The sequence below is a fragment of the Pseudomonas sp. TE9122 genome (assembly GCF_056278925.1).
In genome coordinates this window covers 5,560,877-5,577,840 of sequence record NZ_JBWBQI010000001.1, presented here as the reverse complement: position 1 = coordinate 5,577,840, position 16,964 = coordinate 5,560,877, and the positions used below count along the sequence as shown (strand labels likewise).

General features: G+C 60.4%; 12 protein-coding genes and 1 pseudogene. 9 read left to right on the top strand and 4 right to left on the bottom strand.

Annotated elements, in window-relative coordinates; all coding sequences use genetic code 11:
- The first annotated feature begins 115 nt into the window (after positions 1–115).
- Positions 116–454: a hypothetical protein gene (locus tag ACZ9BE_RS25260; protein WP_016772279.1), complete on the top strand. Its 339-nt coding sequence runs from the start codon at positions 116–118 to the stop codon at positions 452–454.
- A 209-nt stretch (positions 455–663) separates the two neighbouring features.
- Here the strand turns inward: ACZ9BE_RS25260 and lapD are convergent, their stop codons facing one another.
- Together lapD and lapG are read right to left on the bottom strand one after the other, a co-directional pair.
- The gene (gene lapD, locus ACZ9BE_RS25255) at positions 664–2,610 is read right to left on the bottom strand and encodes a cyclic di-GMP receptor LapD (RefSeq protein ID WP_476250058.1); all 1,947 of its coding nucleotides are present in this window, start codon (positions 2,608–2,610) and stop codon (positions 664–666) included.
- Between the two features lie 14 nt (positions 2,611–2,624).
- Positions 2,625–3,317, bottom strand: coding sequence for a cysteine protease LapG (lapG, locus tag ACZ9BE_RS25250; protein ID WP_256811911.1), 693 nt, complete (start codon positions 3,315–3,317; stop codon positions 2,625–2,627).
- A 196-nt stretch (positions 3,318–3,513) separates the two neighbouring features.
- Here lapG and ACZ9BE_RS25245 point away from each other — a divergent pair, with 196 nt between their 5' ends.
- The 5 genes from ACZ9BE_RS25245 (at position 3,514) to ACZ9BE_RS25225 (ending at position 10,519) form a co-directional block, all read left to right on the top strand.
- Positions 3,514–4,224 (top strand): GntR family transcriptional regulator, encoded by a 711-nt coding sequence (locus ACZ9BE_RS25245; protein ID WP_476250057.1) that lies wholly within the window; start codon positions 3,514–3,516, stop codon positions 4,222–4,224.
- Between the two features lie 699 nt (positions 4,225–4,923).
- Positions 4,924–5,700 carry a DUF3050 domain-containing protein gene (locus ACZ9BE_RS25240; RefSeq protein ID WP_476250056.1) on the top strand — a complete coding sequence of 259 codons (777 nt, stop codon included), beginning with the start codon at positions 4,924–4,926 and terminating at the stop codon, positions 5,698–5,700.
- A complete protein-coding gene (locus ACZ9BE_RS25235) occupies positions 5,697–6,626 on the top strand; it encodes a diiron oxygenase (RefSeq protein ID WP_476250055.1) in 930 nt (309 codons plus the stop codon). Before ACZ9BE_RS25240 ends, ACZ9BE_RS25235 begins: the two co-directional genes overlap by 4 nt.
- Positions 6,627–6,636: 10 nt before the next feature.
- Positions 6,637–10,029, top strand: coding sequence for a non-ribosomal peptide synthetase (locus ACZ9BE_RS25230; RefSeq protein WP_476250054.1), 3,393 nt, complete (start codon positions 6,637–6,639; stop codon positions 10,027–10,029).
- Positions 10,030–10,051: 22 nt separating this feature from the next.
- The gene (locus tag ACZ9BE_RS25225; protein ID WP_310219489.1) at positions 10,052–10,519 is read left to right on the top strand and encodes an SRPBCC family protein; all 468 of its coding nucleotides are present in this window, start codon (positions 10,052–10,054) and stop codon (positions 10,517–10,519) included.
- A 128-nt stretch (positions 10,520–10,647) separates the two neighbouring features.
- On the opposite strand, the gene ACZ9BE_RS25220 is transcribed toward ACZ9BE_RS25225, so the two are convergent.
- Both ACZ9BE_RS25220 and ACZ9BE_RS25215 read right to left on the bottom strand, forming a co-directional pair.
- Positions 10,648–11,433: a methyl-accepting chemotaxis protein gene (locus ACZ9BE_RS25220; protein WP_370593577.1), complete on the bottom strand. Its 786-nt coding sequence runs from the start codon at positions 11,431–11,433 to the stop codon at positions 10,648–10,650.
- 69 nt (positions 11,434–11,502) lie between these two features.
- A pseudogene (locus ACZ9BE_RS25215) lies at positions 11,503–12,528 on the bottom strand (HAMP domain-containing protein); the annotation flags it as partial.
- A 312-nt stretch (positions 12,529–12,840) separates the two neighbouring features.
- Here ACZ9BE_RS25215 and ACZ9BE_RS25210 point away from each other — a divergent pair.
- From ACZ9BE_RS25210 to ACZ9BE_RS25200, 3 genes are all read left to right on the top strand, one after another.
- Positions 12,841–13,341, top strand: a complete 501-nt coding sequence (locus tag ACZ9BE_RS25210) for a sigma-70 family RNA polymerase sigma factor (protein WP_041479723.1) — start codon at positions 12,841–12,843, stop codon at positions 13,339–13,341.
- Positions 13,341–14,342 carry a FecR domain-containing protein gene (locus ACZ9BE_RS25205; RefSeq protein ID WP_310219491.1) on the top strand — a complete coding sequence of 334 codons (1,002 nt, stop codon included), beginning with the start codon at positions 13,341–13,343 and terminating at the stop codon, positions 14,340–14,342. Before ACZ9BE_RS25210 ends, ACZ9BE_RS25205 begins: the two co-directional genes overlap by 1 nt.
- 87 nt (positions 14,343–14,429) lie before the next feature.
- Positions 14,430–16,931, top strand: coding sequence for a TonB-dependent siderophore receptor (locus ACZ9BE_RS25200; protein WP_476250053.1), 2,502 nt, complete (start codon positions 14,430–14,432; stop codon positions 16,929–16,931).
- Positions 16,932–16,964 lie beyond the last annotated feature (33 nt).

Genomic DNA, 16,964 nt, shown 5'->3' with positions numbered 1-16,964 from the left:
GCCGTCGCGTTTGCGGGCAATGTAGCGGTGACGATTTGATCGGCGCCCCGCATACTGGCGCGCAGTTGGCTATGCTGCTGACAGCATGACGCTGTTCATTTGTGAGGGATGCTCAATGTTTTACGTGCAACGCGATGCGCAAGGCCAGTTGATTCGCGTGGAAGCTGCGGCGTACGCCGAGGCCACGGAAACGCTGCCCGCCGATAACCATGAGATTCAGGCGTGGTACGCCAACGAAGCCGTGGAAAACAGCCTCAAACAGCTCAAGCAGAGCGACTTTGAAATGATTCGGGTACTCGACGACCTGATTCAGGTGCTGACCCAGAAAGGCGTGATCCGCGTCACCGACCTGCCAGCGGCGGCCCAGGCCAAACTGATGGACCGTACCCAGGCACGTGAAGCGCTGGGCGGGTTGAGCCAGTTGATCGATGAGGATGAGGGCGGGTTGATCTGATCCTCCCAGGATCCAAAGCTTACCCTCACCCCAGCCCTCTCCCGGAGGGAGAGGGGGCCGATCGAGGTGTCTTGCGCTATCCATCGACCTGAGAGATCGAGTCGATTTTGGATTCAGTGGAGCTCTTGCACGTCGGCGTATCTCGTAAATATCCCACGGTCAGTCCCCTCTCCCTCTGGGAGAGGGTTAGGGTGAGGGCGCTTATTGGCTCACCCCCAAGGCTTCGGCTCACCGAGCAACTGCCCCTGCACGCCATACAAGCCCATCTCGCGAATCACTGACAGCTCCCCTTCAGTCTCGACCCGCTCGGCAATCAGCGGCAGATCGATGCTGTGCGCTGCGCGCTGGATCGCTTCGATGAACAGGCGCTTGTCGCTCTCCTGATCGATCGCCCGAATGTAGCTGCCATCGATCTTCAAGTACGCCAGACCCAACCGCGCCAGGTTGCCGATCATGCTGAAGCGCCCGCCGAAGCGCTGCAGGCTCAGCGAGAAACCGAGCTCGCGCAGGCGTCGGGTCAACTGCTCCAGCACCGCCTGTTCAGGCAACTGCTCCTCGCCAATTTCCAGAGTCAGACGCGCGCCGAGATTGGAATGCGCGCGCAGAATCTCGAAGACCTTGTTCAGCGCCTGCGGGTCGGCCAGCGTCGCCGAGGACAGGTTCAGCGCCAGCGAATCCTCGTGCCCTTTCATCTGATCAAACACGCGTTCGAGCATCAGCCGATCAAGCCGCGCGGTCCAGCCGAAGCGCTCCAGCCACGGCAGGAAGCGCCCGGCGGGAATGGTCTGGCCCTGCTCGTCGAGCAGGCGCGACAGGACCTTGTAATGCAGCACCAGTTGCGTGTCCTGCGCGGCGACCACCGGCTGGAAATACAACTCGAAACGCTGCTGACTCAAGGCCTGATCCAGCAGTCGATGCCAAGCGTGATGGTCATCACCGACCTCCGCCACCAGACTCTGATCGATACACGCCCAATTCTGCTCGCCCTGCCCTTCGGCCTGCGCGAGCGCCTGATCGCCCAGTGTCAGCACCGCTTGCGGGGAGTCACCGTGGGCGAAGGGCGCCAGCCCGATCGAAGCCACCGCCGGCACATCGGTTGCGCCAGTGGCATGCAGGCTGCTCAGGGCATTGTCGAGATTCTGCGCCAGCTGCAGTGCTTCCTCGCGCACCAGCCCCGGCGCCAGCACGGCGAATTCACCGCCGCGAATACGCGTGACCAAGTCCTGGGTTTGTGGATATCTGGCGCACTCGCGGGTCAGTTGCTCGCCGACGGCCTTGAGCAATTGGTCGGTACGCTGGCCGCCGAGACGCTGGTTGAGCCCGGCCAGATCCTTGACCCGCAACAGCAGCAAATAACCGGAACTGGCCTGCTCCGGGTTGCTCACACGGTTGTTCAGTTGCATCTCGAAATAACGACGGTTGGCCAGGCCGGTGAGGTTGTCCTGATAGGACTCGGTACGCAGTTTTTCACTGCGCTCGGCCTGCTCCTGAAACAGCGTCTTGAGCTTCTCGACCATCTGATTCATCGCCTGCACCACGCGACGCAATTCAGGCGTGCGCGGCAGATCCGGCAGGCTGAGAAACTCGCGGCGGGCAATCGCATGGGACTGCTGAACCATGTAATCGAGGGGCTTCAACTGCCGACGCAGCAACAGCGCGCCGAGCACCGCACTCAATGCGCCGCAGATCAGCAACCAGCCAAGGCTGCCCAGTGCGCTCTGCCATAGCTTGGCCACGGCGAACATCGGATGGCTGACCACCTCGACCCGCGCCGCCTGCTCCCAGCCACGGCTGACCAGCGCATCGCCACCGGCCGGCTCGAGGCCGATCAGTTTGACGAACCAGTCCGGCACATTGCTCACCGCCGGGGTACCGCTGCGCTCGACAATGGTCTGCTCGGTCTTCACGTCGACCACGCGGATGCTCGCGTAATAACCGCTGTCGAAAATCGAACTGACCAGCAGCTCGACCATCGCCGGGTCGTCGATATTCGGCGTCAGCGACAACGCCAGCGCCGTCGCCGCGTCCTGTGCGTGGGAGCGCAACTGGTTGACGTACTGGGTGCGCGAGCTCTCCAGGCTGACCATGAAGCTGCCGGTGAAGGCCACGACCAGGAACAGACAGATAGCGATCAACAGCTGTTTGAACAAAGACATCTGAGCGCGTGCTCCTAGTTAGTCGTCTCGACCGGAAAACCTTCGGCCTGCATTTTTTTCAGCACATCCTGCCAGCGCGACAGGCGTTTGGTGTCGCCGACCTTTTTATTGCCCTTGGCGCCTGGCAGATACAGACCTTCGGCATTGAAAGAGTAGACCGGCAGCAAATCGGTCCGCTGCGCAGCCGGCTGGATCGGATCGATCAGGCTGTCGAGCACCAGCGGCATGGCGTCGGGGGTCGCATAGTACGTCAACACCATGTGCGCGCGGTTCTGCCGCAGCGCCTTGACGTAGGTGATGCGCAGCTTGTCACTGGAAACGCCGAGATGGCGCAGGCTGAAATACTTGGCGATGGCATAGTCTTCACAGTCGCCGGCGCCCTTCCACAGCGCTTCGATCGGGGTTTCCCAGTAATCCACTTCGCGCCACAGATCGATGTCTTCGACGTAACGCACCTGCTTGTTGAAGAACAGGTTCACCACTTTGAGCTTGTCCATCTCACTGGCCTGCTTCTGCGTCGCCAGCAGATTCTGCCAGGCATCGATGCGCTGCTGCCCGGCGCCCAGTGGCCCATAAAGAGCACTGGCCTTGCGGCTGATCGCGGAAAAATCCCAATCGGCGTGCAGACCGCCCAGCATGACGCCGGCCAGCAGCAATGCGCAGCCAAGCCAGCGCAAGGTCCGAGGGATCGCGAAACGTACCGCCACTGCAGGTTTCCAGAAGGACAGAAAGGAAGCGTTTGATGGTGAAGCTTAGCCCGGCAAAAAACAATGGCACCGTGAGATCATCGAAGACCCGCTAGACTTGAGATTGCCGCGCAACGTTTTACAAGGTTTGACAACCTGTAGAGCAATCACTAGTGTCATTTGGATCCAAATATTGCGACCTACAGGGTGTGTTGTCGTGACTCAGAAGCCCAAACCGCTGCACAGCATCAACGTCGAAGGACCGATTCCTGCGCATCTGGCCCGGTCGGTGATCGAAGAAACTCTGCGCTCGGCCATTCTCGATGGCCGCCTGCCCTGTGGCACTGCGCTGCGCCAGCAGGATCTGGCCGATCTGTTCGGGGTCAGCCGCATGCCGGTGCGCGAAGCCTTGCGTCAGCTCGAAGCGCAGGAGCTGCTCAGCGTCACCACGCACAAAGGCGCCGTGGTCGCTCCGCTGATCCAGGGCGATGCCGCTGAAACCTACGAGTTGCGCATTTTGCTCGAATCCGAGGCATTGCGGCAGTCCATTCCGCTGCTGACTGAGGCCGAGCATCAACTCGCCGCCGGCTACATCGAAGAACTGGAAGCGCAGCACGACTACAACGAGATCGGCCGCCTCAACCGTCTGTTCCACATGGCCCTGTACAGCAAGGCGCCCAATCAGCGACTGCTGCGCCTGGTGGAGGACGGTCTGAACGAAGAAGAACGTTTTCTGCGTTTCAATCTGGAAGCCATGGGCCTGGGCAAGCTGTCCCAGGATGACCATCGCGCCATGCTCCAGGCCGTGATCGAGCGGGACATCCCGCGCTCGCTCGAAATGCTGGAGCAGCACCTCAACCGTGGCGTCGAGGTCATCACCCGCTACCTCGCGACTCCCGCCGCACAGAAGCGCCACACCGCACGCTGATATCTCGTACGTCGAATAATCCCCTTACAAATCTTCGCGACCGCTCTGCTGCCGGGTCTGGCAGCGGATCGGCGTGCCCGCTGGCGACCGCCCCGACCCTGCCGACGCGTTTCCGCTGCCCGCCGATGACCAATCGGTAATAGCCCTGACGGCAATTTACCCGCACTCTTCCAGCGCCACCCCTACAGAACGGGGACGCGCCGCCCTGACGGCACAGTCCCCGCAACAGGAACCTACGGAAGGAGCCTTGTCACGGGAAACAGGAAGTCATGGCGCCGGTCCCGGCCAACTTTCGCCCCCTTTGAATTCATAAACTTCCCTTGTTTAAAAAGTTGCTTCGAGTGAGGCATTCACTCTTGTTATCGATTTTGGCCGTTATTAGCCGAAAGGAGTAACTACGCCCAAATAAAACTTGATCCGAAAGTTTTATCGGCCACTCTCATATTCAAAAAACAGCCAACTTAAAATAATTGAAAATAAACTTGTTAAATGCATTTGCCCTGTATTAGTTTTTCTCTCGCCAGGTTTGAACGTCGCCGTTCAGCGCGGCATACCTCACGTAACAACCGCAGCCCCCGTGGCGCCGCAACGGCGCCACAGCGCAATCAATATTTGCCCGACCAACTTGCTATCCAACTTGCTCGACCGCTTACAGCGACTGAAAAGAACCGTGCACTTCAATCAATGATAAAGGACATCATGATGCCCACTAAGCAGCAACTCGCCCTGAAGAAAGCCGAACTGAGTATTCACCCGATCTTTTCCGAGATTACTTCGTTATCGGTATTACGCCGTTTCATGGAAACCCATGTATTTGCCGTATGGGACTTCATGTCGCTGACCAAGCGCCTGCAACAGGAACTGACCTGTACGCGTTTACCCTGGCTGCCACCGCGCGATCCCCACGCCGCTCGGTTGATCAACGAGATCGTGCTGGGCGAGGAATCGGACGATCGCCTCGATGCCGGCCACTACAGCCACTTCGAGTTGTACCTGGATGCGATGCGCGAAGTCGGCGCGAGCACCACGGCGGTAGAGCGCTTTGTCGCCCTGCAGCAGGAAGGCGTGAGTTATGACGTCGCGTTGCAGAGCGTCGACATCGACCCGGCGGCCGCGCAGTTTGTCCGCGATACCTTGCGCATTGCCCTGGAGGCGCCGGGACACAGCGTTGCCGCCGCGTTCCTGCACGGTCGCGAGAGCGTTATTCCGACGATGTTCCAGCGCATCCTCGATGACTGGGGCATCGGCATCGAACAGGCACCGACCTTTCGCTACTACCTGCAACGGCATATCGAAGTCGATTCCGAAGATCACGGCCCCGCCGCCGAACAGTTGCTGGAGCGTCTGGTGGACGGCGATCCGCAGCGCGCAGCCAAGGTCTACGCCAGCGCCATCGCCGCCGTGGAAAGCCGCATCGCCCTGTGGGACGGGCTGCGCCTGAGCATGGGCGTGGAAGTTGCCGAGGTGGCCCAATGAACGCTGCCGACTATCAATCCTTCGCCGACGCCTGGGAAAGCCGCGCGACCATCCGCACCCGTCCCCGGCGGTTGCTCGAAGACGATCAGCGCTTGATCTATCCACTCAGCCGCCAGCCGCTAGTGCTCAGCGAAACCTTCCTGCGTGAATGCCCGCAACAACGTGATTTCGCCCTGGTGCAGACGTTGTACAAATTCATAAACGACGTAGTGATTTTCGAGACTGAAATCGTCGACAAGACCGCCCGCAGCATTGCCAAGAATCGCTTCGCCGTGGCATTCCCGTTCGCCTGTCGTTACGACGCGATGACCGTGGTGGTCGATGAGGATTACCACGCGCTGGTGGCCATGGATTTCATGCAGCAAACGGTGGCACTGACCGGTATCGAACCGATTCCGTTGCCCGATGAAATCGAACTGAGCCGGGCGATTCCCGCCGCCGTTGCGCTGGCTCCGCAACACCTGCGCAGCGCGGTCGAATTGATCTGCGTGGCGATCGCCGAAAACACCGTGACCGGCGACGTCGCGGCGTTCGCCCGCGACGATTCGGTCAAGCCGTCGATCAAGGGCCTGATTGCCGACCACTTGCTTGACGAGGGTCGCCACTCGAGTTTCTGGGCGCGGATGGTGCGCATCTATTGGCACACCGCCAGCGACGCGGACCGCGAAACCATCGCGCAGATTCTGCCGGTGTTCATCGGCCATTACCTGACCAACGACATCCAGAAGTCCTTCGATTTGCGCCTGATCGATGCGCTGCCGGTCAGCGAAACCACGCGCCATTGTCTGCGCGAAGAAATCGCCGGACTGGCCTTCCCGATCAATCGCCACCACCCGTTGGTGGGCAACATCGTCAGGTTTTTCCACAACAGCTCGCTGCTCGACACACCGTGCGTGCAGCACGCCCTGCGTGACTATCTGGTTTGAGGAGGCTGACATGAAACGTCTCGACATTTTGCTCACCGGCGCCAGCCAGGCCATGACCGATCTGGCCCGGGAGCTCGAACAGCATGGCCATGCTGTGACCCGCAGCGGCGTGGCTCAAACGGCGGTGGATCTGATCATCGACGATGGCTTTATCGCTGCCGGCGACTTCTGCGCGATCCCGCATCTGCACCTGCGCCTGGGTATCGCCGCGCAAGACCATGGCGGCCTGCCGACCCTCGACTTGCTGTGCTTCCTCGGCTCGTCGCTGATCAGCCGTGTGCCGATTGGCGATGAGCCATCCGGCAACGGTCAGTCGCTACGCCAACGAGCGCTTGCCCATGTGGTCGATGAGGTGGCGTTGCTGGTCAGCCGCTTTTCCCGCGATGCCGATTATTTGCGCCATGCCCCGGCCCTTAGAGCGCCGGATTTCGAACGCCTGGAAGACCTGCTGTTTCTCGACAAGCTAGCGTACGTCCACCGTCTCAACGACACGGCAAACCCGGCGCTGCTGGAGCAGGCGCAAATCCCGCTGATCGAGCGCCTGCAACAGAGCCTGATCGAGCATGCCGAACGACCTGCCCTGCACCACGGCGGACAGTCCATCAACTACCGCCAGTTGCACGCCCACAGTCGGGCAATTCAACAGCGGCTGCTGCCCTTGCTCGAGCAACATCCGCAGCCGTGGGTGGTCGCTGTCTGCCAAGGTAAAAGCCCGGCGCTGTTCGCCTCGATTCTGGCGATTCTCGGAAGCGGCGCGGTGTACTTGCCGCTGGAGCCGAGCCATCCATTGCCGCGTCAGCAATACATCCTGGAAAACGCCGGCGCGGTGCTGTTGCTTCACGATGGACAGCAGGCGCTCAGCGAATCGATGGCGGGGCTGGATGTCAGTGGCATCGAAGCGCCGAACGCCGCTCTCGACCAGCCGCTGATGCAGCACCGCCCGGAGCTCGACGCGCCATGCATGGCGCTCTATACCTCGGGTACCACCGGGCATCCGAAAGGCGTGCTGCTCAGCCAGGCCAATCTCGCCCACTTCACCGCGTGGTACGCCGACTACGTGCAGTTGCACGCCGAGAGTCGGGTGTTGCAGTTCTCATCGCTGAGTTTCGATTCATCGCTGATCGACATCTTCCCCAGCCTGCTCGCAGGGGCAGAACTGGTCGTGCCCGACGACACCCAGCGCCGCGATCCTTTGCAGCTGATTGCGCTGATTCGCCGACGACAACTGACCCACGCCTTCCTGCCGCCGGCGCTGTTGAGCATCCTGCCGCTGGAGCAACTGGAGGGCGTGCAGGTGATGACCGGCGGTGATGTCTGCGAGCCGTACGTCATCGAGCAACTGACCCGCCAAGGCACCCTGCACAACCTGTATGGCCCGACCGAAGCCACCGTGCTGATCACCGCGCGCCAGCTCAAACCGGGCGACAGCAACCGCACGCTGGGAGGGCCAATCGCCAACAGTCGGGTGCTGATTCTCGACGACGATCTGCAACCGGTGCCCGATCAAACCGTCGGTGAGCTGTTCATCGTCGGCCCCGGTGTCTGCCTCGGTTACCTGAACAATCCGCAGCAGACCGCCGAGCGTTATCTGAGCCTGTCATTGCCCGGCGGCGAGACCCTGCGCGCCTACCGCAGCGGCGACATGGCCCAATGGGGCGAGCATGGTATCGAGCTGTGCGGGCGGCGCGACAATCAGGTGAAAATCCGTGGCTTCCGTGTCGAGCCGGAAGAGATCGAGCGCTGCCTGCGCGAGAGCCGCTTGTATCGGCAGATTGCCGTGGTCATCGACAATCAGCGGCGCATTCTGGCGTTCCTCGCCCAGCCACAGACCGAGACTGCCCGCGATGAATTGAAGGCGCATGCCCGGCAATTTCTGCCGGACTACATGCAGCCGATGGCATGGACTGAACTGGCGCAGATGCCGTTCGCCAGCAACGGCAAAGTCGATCGCAACGCGCTGCTTGCATTGCCGGTGACGGTGCAGGACAGCGCTGCGAAATGCCTGCCGGCCAATGCTGACGAAGCGCTGCTTCTGGAGATCTGGGCCGAATTGCTGGAGCTGCCGACCAGCGACATTTCCACTGACGAAAGCTTCTTCAATCTCGGCGGTCATTCGATTCTGCTGTCGCGGATGTTGCTGCGCTTGCGTGAGGAATTCGGCCGAAGCATTTCAATCAATCGCTTCATCGAACAGCCGACGATCAGCAAACTGGCGACGCTGGTGCGCGGCAGCTCCGACAGCGCGGTACTCAGCGCCCAGGCCATGGCCGACGCCGAGCGCGAGCTTGATATCGAACCGTTGCCGATCAGCCGCATGGGCGATGTGCACAAGGTCATCGTCACCGGTGCCAACAGTTTTGTCGGCGTGCACATCGTCGAAGCGCTGCTCGGTTGGGGCGCCAGCGAGGTGGCCTGTCTGGTGCGAGATAGCGCCGGGCAAACGGCGGCGCAACGCTTCGCTCAGGCACTGCGCGAAAACCGTCTGGAGCACCTCGACCTGAGTCGTGTGCGGGTTTACGCAGCTGATATCAGCCGTCCGCAACTGGGTCTCGGCGATGAGGATTATCAGCGCCTGGACCGCGAGTTCGGTGCACTGGTACACAACGCCGCCAACGTCAACCACGTGCTCGATTACGAGTCCCTGGCGGCGGACAACGTCGAGCCGATTTTCGCCCTGCTGAAGCTGTGCGAAGGGCAGCGCAAAAAGCTCTTCAACTTTGTCTCGACGCTGTCGGCATCCAGCACCGTGGATGACGCCGGTCGAGTGCTGGAACTGCCCGCCGCCGCGACGCCGCCGATCTACATTCGCAACGGCTACAACCTGTCGAAGTGGGTCGGCGAACGTATCCTTGAGCGGGCGCGCGAGCGCGGTGTACGGGTCAATCTTTATCGCCCCGGCAACATCAGCTTCAACAGCCTCAGCGGCGTTTGCCAGCCGCACAAGAACCGTTTGATGCTGATGCTCAAGGGCTCGATCCAGCTCGGTCAGGTACCGGCCTTTGCGCTGAATTTCGACCTGATGCCGGTGGACTTTCTCGCCCGCTTCATCGCCTTCCATGCCAGCCGTTATTCAGCGGATCGCGCGGTGTTCAATCTGCACAACCCCGAGCCGCTGAGCTGGGATGCCTACGTCGCTTCGTTCCGCGAAACCGGCAGCGAGTTTGCGCTGGTCAGCGTCGCCGACTGGCAGCAGCAACTGAACCGGGTCAACGCCGACAACGCGCTGTTCGGCGTGCTCGGTTTCTACCTCAATGGTTTCGAAGAAGACATCGGCGACATCTCGCTGATCGGCCACGCCAACGCCGAGGCCGGCGTGCAGCAGATGGGCGCGCACTACCCACAGAAATCCCCGGCGCTGCTGCGTCGCGGCTGCGACTACCTGAAAGAAATCAACTTCATCTGACTCATCCCAAAGGAGCAACACCATGAGCAATCTGCAACCCGACACCCTGATCAAAAACCCGCAAGGCTGCCACGTTGTGTCGTCGGTGGAAGTGCCGGCGGACGCGGCAAAAGTCTGGGCGATCGTTGGCGATTTCGCTGGCTTCGAACGATTCATTCCGGCGCTGTCACACACCGAAATGACCGGCGAGGGCGTGTCTTCGCTGCGCAAGAAAATCTTCAAGGACGGCAACGTCGTGGTCGAACAACTCAACTCGCGCGATGAACAGGCACAGCGCATGACCTGGACGACGATTTACAACACCCTGGGGGTGGCGAATCTGTGGGCGGCAATGCAGGTGGAATCGCTGAGCGAAGGGAAGTCGCGAGCGACCTGGACGATCATTGCTGAACCAGCTTCCGGCGGAGAAGAGGCGTTGCCGGGATTCAGGGATTTCGTGCAGGGGTTTGCCGATGATGCGATGGGCAATGTCTTGAAGTTGTTTGTTTAAGGCATCGGTTTGGCGGTGATTGAACCGCCGCTTTCGCGAGCAGGCTCGCTCCCAACATTTGGAATGCATTTTCCCTGTGGGAGCGAGCCTGCTCGCGAAGAACGATAACGCGGTCTGCGATCTGTGAATCAGATCTTGAAGCTGTCGACCAACTGCTTCAACCGGTTCGCCTGCTGCGACAACGCATCACAATCCTTCAACGTTTCGTTGAGGTTGGCCACGCTCTGCTGGTTCAACAGGTTGATCTGGTTGACGTCGACGTTGAGAGTTTCCACCACCGCAGTCTGCTCTTCAGTCGCAGCGGCCACCGACTGGTTCATACCGTCGATTTCGCCGATACGCTGAGTCACGCTGACCAGACGCAGGCCGGCCTGATTCGCCACTTCCACGCTTTGCTCGCTGGACGCCTGACTGGCGTTCATCGTGCTCACCGCCTCACGCGAGCCGACCTGCAGCGAGGTGATCATCTTGTGGATCTCTTCCGCCGATTCCTGGGTGCGATGCGCAAGGTTGCGCACCTCATCGGCGACCACGGCAAAACCGCGCCCGGCTTCACCGGCACGTGCGGCTTCGATGGCAGCATTGAGCGCCAGCAGGTTGGTCTGCTGCGAGATGCCTTTGATCACATCGAGAATGTGGCCAATGTTGTCGGTGCTGGCGTTCAGGGTTTCGATCTGTGTGCACGACAGGCTGATTTTCTGCGACAGCTCGGTCATCGCCTGAATGGTTTGCTCGACCACCTGACGACCGTCGTCAGCTTGCTCGCTGGCGCCACTGGCGTGCTGCGAAGCATCCGCCGCGTTGCGCGCGATCTCCTGAGTAGCGGCGCCCAGCTGATTGATCGCCGCCGCGACGCTGTTGGTGCGCGCACTTTGCTCGTCGGAACCGACGATCGAAGCGTTGGACGACGCCATCACCCGTTGCGACAAGTCGTGAACGTGACGAGTCGCCGACGACACTTCGGAAATCGATGCGTGAATCCGTTCAACGAACTGGTTAAACGCGCTGCCCAGTTCACCGAACTCGTCTTTGCTCTCGACCACCAGACGCCGGGTCAGATCGCCCTCGCCCTGGGCAATGTCTTTCATCGCGCGGCCCATGGTGGTCAGCGGACGCATCAACACGTTGATCAACAGGCTCAGCAGCAAAGCAATCGCCGCGACCGCGACAAACATGGCGATCAACGCCGAAGTGCGGAATTGGCTGAGTGCGGCGTAGGCCTTATCGCGATCGATCGACAGACCGATGTACCACTGCGCATTCGGCAGATCGCTGACCGGGGTGAACGAGAGAATGCGCTCCTGACCGTTGAGCACGACATTCTGGTTGCCCTTCTCGATGCGCACGCTGGTATTCGGGTAAATGTCCTTGAGGTTTTTCATTACCTGATCTTTGTCCGGGCTGACGATCACCTGACCGTCAGCACTGACCAGAAACGCATGGCCGAGGCCACCGAAGTCCACCGAGTTGATGATCTTGACCAGGGTTTCCAGGCTCAGGTCACCGCCGACCACACCGAGCAGTTCGCCGTCCTTCTTCACCGGCATGGCGATGGTCACCACCAAGCCGCCGACTGCCGCCATGTACGGCGGCGTCAGCATGGTTTTGTCGGCGGCCACGGCCTGCTTGTACCAAGGCCGCTGACGCGGATCGTAACCGTCCGGCATCTTCGCATCGGGGCGCTGGGTGAAGACACCGTTGGCCTGGCCGACGTAAGTGAACTGGAAGTTCGAAGTGAAGGCCGGTTGATCGACAAGGCCCGGCAAGTCGGCATTCCTGCCTTGATGGGCAACGTTCTGCGCGAGGTTTTCCAGCACCAGAATCCGTCCGCTCATCCAGTTCTGCACGCTGCTGGCGGTGAGGTCACCGGCCTGCTGCACAGAGGACTGCAGATTCTGGCGAATGGTGTTTCGCTGCAAGTAATCGTTGTAGAGCGTGAACAACGCGAACGCCAGGACGACGACGCCCGAAGCGGCCAGGAGGATTTTATGGCTGAACTTGAGATTCATTTCATGGGACTTCTTATGCCAAAAGTGGGGATGCGTTCCGGTTGCAACATTCCATGTACAGCGCAGGCAGCGTTCTTCTGGCCGCTCTACTTTGGTGCACGCATTTCTCACCAGTCTGTCGGCCAACGGCGGAGAAATCTTAGGGCCGCGTGAGAAATGGACGGTTTTAGGACAGGATTCCCGCCGAACGGCGTGCCAGAGCGGCTGCGAGGGAATTTTTCACAACCGCCATAGGGACGACGGTTGCAAAATCTGTAACCCTTGATGACAATGCGACTAATTATCATTTGTGACGTTCGGGCTGGCGTGGTCATGTCTTCACCTGAGTTGGTCGTACAGGCGCTTTACGGTAGTCATCACGGCTGGCTCAACGCTTGGCTGCGCGCGCGGCTGGGCAACGCAGCGGATGCGGCGGATCTGGCTCAGGACACTTTCCTGCGCCTGCTGCAACGCACCGAACGCCTCGAACTCAAAGCGCCTCGCGCTTTCCTGCGGACCATCGCGCGCGGCCTGGTGATCGATCATTGGCGTCGCGAGGAAATCGAGCGGGCCTATCTGGAAACCATTGCTCATTTGCCTGAAGGCGAAGTACCTGACGCCGAATCGCGCGCGTTGGTGCTGGAACTGCTGGAAAGCATTGCGCGCATGCTTGAGGGTTTGAAGCCGAAAGTGCGTCAGGCGTTTCTCCTGGCGCAGTGCGAAGGTTTGACTCACAAACAGATCGCCGAGCAGTTGGGCGTGTCGGTACGTTCAGTGGAACGCTACGTCGCCGATGCGCTGTATCACTGCTATGTGTTGCGATATGAAAGCTGATGCCTGTGGATAATCTCTCACTCGGTCGCCGCGTCGAGCCGCGTCAACACGTGGTCAAGCAAGCGATTCACTGGCTGCTGCGGCTGCGCAATAACCACGGCAATTCGCGGCTGACTCGCCAATGCGAGCAGTGGCGCGCCGAGCATCACGAACATGAAATCGCCTGGCAGCGGGTACAGTCGCTGCAAGCCGAATTGAGCTCCAGTCTGCGCGCCGTGCCGGGTGCGCAGGTCGCTTTCAATACCTTGGAAAACAGTGCGCAGGGGCTGGGCCGACGCCAGGCCTTGAAGTTGTTGTCGGGCGCGCTGTTGATGGGCTCCGCCGCGTGGCTGGCCAAGGACAGCGCCGCTTGGCAGCAATGGAGCGCCGACTACGCGACGGCGACCGGCGAACGGCGCGGTTTCCAGTTGCCCGACGGCACGCGCATCGAACTCAATACCGCCAGCGCCGTGGACCTGGATTACACCGCGCAGCAGCGCCTGATCAAACTGACCCGTGGCGAAATCATCGTTACCTGCGGCGGCTCTGACGAAGGCGCGGCATCCGATCGACCGCTGCGCGTACAGAATCGCCACGGGAGTTATGAACCGTTCGACGCGCGTTTCATTTTGCGTCAGGACGATCAGTGCACGCGGCTCAGCGTTACCCGCGGCCGAGTGTTGGTTCGCGCTGGCGGTCATTCCCTCGAAGCGCTCGCCGGGCAAAGTTTTCTGGTCAACCAAAGCGGTTTGCGCGCAGCGCCTACGCCGGATATGGATGCGGGCGCCTGGCTCGACGGTTTGATCGTCACGCGCAATATGCGCCTGGGTGATTTTCTTGCTGAAGTCGCCCGTTATCGCCCGGGGTTTCTGAGTTGCGCGGCGGATATCGCAGACTTGCGCCTCTCTGGGGTGTTCCGTCTGGAGGACACCGACAGGCTGCTGGCGGTCCTGCCGCAGACGCTGCCGGTGCAATTGCGTTATCGCACCCGCTGGTGGGTGACTCTGGAGCGTGCGGTCTGAACATTTTTTGGCGGGTTTTCGCAGGCAGTCCGGCTTAGTCAGTAAGCACTTCAACTCAGCCCCCGCGACTGCCTACGGAAATCCACAATGACTGTCCGCGCCACTTGTAAGAACCCTCTGAATTTCACTGCAGAATCGACACTGCTGCGCCATGCGGTTCGGGCGGCACTGCTGACCACCGCGCTGGGCGTCAGCGTGTTACCGAGCCTGAGTCTGGCCGCCAACACCGGCACCGAGATCAGCCACCGCTACAACATTGCTGCCGGGCCATTGGGCGAGGCGTTGAATCAGTTTGCCCGGCAGGCCGGTATCACCCTGGCGATGACACCGCAACAGACTCAAGGTCAGCAATCACCCGGCGTGCAGGGTGAATATTCGACCGACCAGGCCTTGAGCCATTTGCTCGGCAGCTCAGGGTTGGAAGCCGTCAGCCAGGACGGCAGCAGCTACATTCTGCGCCCACTCGCTGAAAGCGAAGCTCTGGCCTTGCCGACCACTGATATCAAAGGTTTTGCCCTCGGCAACGCGCTGGGCAGCATGGCCGGCTACAACGCCACGCACAGCCAGATCGCCACCAAGACCAGTACCGCATTGCTGGAAACCTCGCAAAGCGTATCGGTGGTCACGCGCGAGCAAATGGATGACCAAGGCTCGCAGACCGTCTCGCAAGCGATGCGCTACGCCCCGGGCGTGCTGACCAACCCGTATGGCGCTACGCACCGTTACGACTACGTGGCGATGCGCGGTTTCAACGACGGCTCGGTGGACAACATCTACCTCGACGGCCTCAAGTCGATGGGCGACAGCGGCACCTACAGCACCATGCAGGTCGATCCGTATTTCCTTGAGCGTGTGGACATTCTCAAAGGCCCGTCGTCCGTGCTGTACGGCCGTAGCTCGCCCGGCGGTCTGGTCGCGCTGACCAGCAAAAAGCCGTTGTATGAGGCCTACCATCAGGTGCAGGCGACAGTGGGGACGCAAGGCCAGCGTGGGGTTGGTTTTGACTTCAGCGGTCCGGTCGATGACGACAAGCGCATTGCCTATCGTCTGACCGGACTAAGCGATCAGTCCGACACGCAATTCGACCATAACAAGGAAAAACGCTTCGCCCTTGCGCCGACGCTGAGCGTCGATTTCAGCGAAGACACCTCGCTGACTCTGCAAGCCTATCTGCAGCACGATCCGGACGGCGGCTATCACGGCGGCGTTCCGGCGGACGGCACAGTCCATCAGCGCAATGGCGAGCGCATCTCGCCGCGCTTCTTCGAGGGCGAGCCGGGGATCGATGGCTACTCCCGTGACCAGCAGTCGTTTGGCTATCAGTTCGAACATCGCTTCAACGATGTCTTCACGGCGCGGCAGAATTTCCGTTATCTCGATTCCAAAGTGAACATGGATCAGGTCTACGCCTATGGCTGGACCACTCCGACCAGCAATGAACTGAACCGTTATTACACCGGCGGTGATGAGCGCCTGCATGCGTTTATCGTCGACAACATGCTGCAGGCCGAATTCTTCACCGGCGCGACCAAGCACACAGTCCTGATGGGCGCGGATTATCAACGGCGCAAAACCGTGGTCGACTGGACCAGTGGTGGACTGGCGCCGATCAATGCGTTCAATCCGGTATACGGCAACTCGGCGATCGAAATGTATGGCGACACCAGCTATCTGCGTCGCCTCGAACAGACCGGTGTGTACCTGCAAGACCTGATCGAGATGGACAAGTGGCGCTTCTCGCTGGGCCTGCGTCAGGACTGGGTCGAGACATCCGATGAAAACCGCATCGCCGAAGCGGGGCGTCCGGTTGGTACAGAGACCAATGATCGGCGCACGAAACTCACTGGGCGTGCCGGCGCGCTATACCTGTTCGATAACGGTCTGGCGCCATACATCAGCTACTCCGAGTCTTTCAACCCGAACTCCTATGCCGACAGCGCCGGCAACCCACTGGCTCCTACCGATGGCAAACAGTGGGAAGTCGGTTTGAAGTACCAGCCGCCGGGCACCGATAATCTGTTCACCGCCTCGCTGTTCCGCATCGACCAGGAAAACCTCGCGACCAAACTGCCGCAGGAAAACTTCTATCGCGCAGTCGGCGCTGTGCGCTCGCAAGGTCTGGAGGTGGAGGCGCACATGCAACTGACCGACAACTTCAAAGTACTCGGCAGTTACACCTTCACTGATATCGAATATTCAAAATCGATGATCAGCACTTTGAGTACGCCGAGCGATGTAATCGAAAACAAGGGCAACTCGCCGACTCAAGCGCCGCGCCACATGGCCTCGCTATGGGCTGACTACAAATTCGACAGCGCCGCACTTGATGGTCTTCGCCTGGGTGGCGGCGTGCGATATGTCGGCTACAGCTGGGCCGATGCGGAAAACACGATGAGGGTGCCGTCTTACACGTTGTTCGACGCCTCGATTGGTTATCACCTGGGCAAGATTGGTTTGAAGGGTGTTGATGTACGGCTCAACGCGAACAACCTGACCAATGAATCCTATGTCGCGTCCTGCGCCAGTCTGAACTTCTGCTACATGGGCGAAGAACGCAACGTAGCGGCGACCGTTAGCTATCAGTTCTAAAGCCGTGTCCTGTGCATAAAAAAGCCAGCCCCT